Annotated in this window: 1 protein-coding gene; it reads left to right on the top strand. The window is 65.5% G+C overall.

Annotated elements, in window-relative coordinates; translation table 11 throughout:
- Positions 1 to 897: family 2A encapsulin nanocompartment shell protein (locus CG716_RS29390; RefSeq protein WP_094484665.1), on the top strand; the 897-nt coding region annotated here is incomplete at its 5' end.
- Positions 898 to 1,014: the final 117 nt, after the last annotated feature.

The raw sequence follows: 1,014 nt of genomic DNA, 5'->3' as shown, positions 1-1,014 counted from the left end.
CTTGGCGCGCTTGCCGCCCGGCAGCTTGCCAATGCCACCAAGACCGTCCCGCAGCTGGAGACCATCACCCCGAGGTTTCTGCTTCACCTGTTGAGCTGGGTGCCCGTGGAGGCAGGCATCTACCGGGTCAACCGGGTGGTCAACCCCGAGCAGGTGGCCATCCACGCCGAGGTCGGTGGGGATGACATCGAAGACCCGCTGCCCCAGACCTACGTCGACTACCAGACCAGCCCGCGCGAACTCACGCTGCGCGCCATCTCCACCCTGCTCGATGTGCACACCCGGGTCTCGGATCTGTACTCCAGCCCGCATGACCAGATCGCCCAGCAGCTGCGTTTGACCATCGAGACGATCAAGGAACGCCAGGAATCCGAGCTGATCAACAACGCCGAGTACGGCTTGCTGTCGCAGGTCACCCCGGAGCAGACCATCGAAACCCTCGGTGGCGCACCCACTCCGGACGACCTCGACGCGCTGATCACCAAGGTATGGAAGACACCGGCATTCTTCCTCACCCACCCACTCGGGGTGGCCGCGTTCGGCCGCGAGGCCACCTACCGCGGCGTTCCGCCGGTGGTGGTCAACCTCTTCGGCGCCCAGTTCATCACCTGGCGCGGTATCCCGATCATCCCCAGCGACAAAGTTCCGGTGGAGGACGGCAAAACCAAGTTCATCCTGGTGCGCACCGGCGAGGAGCGCCAAGGCGTGGTCGGCCTGTTCCAGCCCGGCCTGGTCGGCGAGCAGGCACCGGGCCTGTCGGTGCGGTTCACCGGCATCAACCGCTCCGGGATCGCCTCCTACCTGGTAACCCAGTACTCGTCACTGGCCGTGCTGACCGATGATGCGCTGGCCGTGCTCGACGGCGCTGCGGTGGACCAGTTCCATGAGTACAAGTGAGTATCGATCGGTAGACGCCGAAGGCGACCTCCCGATCAGCGAGGCCGAACTAGCCGCAATGGCCAACCAGCTGTTCGCCGCCAGCTTCCGGCCCGGTAACGACAGCCCGCCCCAGAC

It is taken from the genome of Mycolicibacterium sphagni, assembly GCF_002250655.1.
Lineage (GTDB): Bacteria > Actinomycetota > Actinomycetes > Mycobacteriales > Mycobacteriaceae > Mycobacterium > Mycobacterium sphagni.
This window is presented reverse-complemented; position numbering and strand designations above follow the sequence as displayed.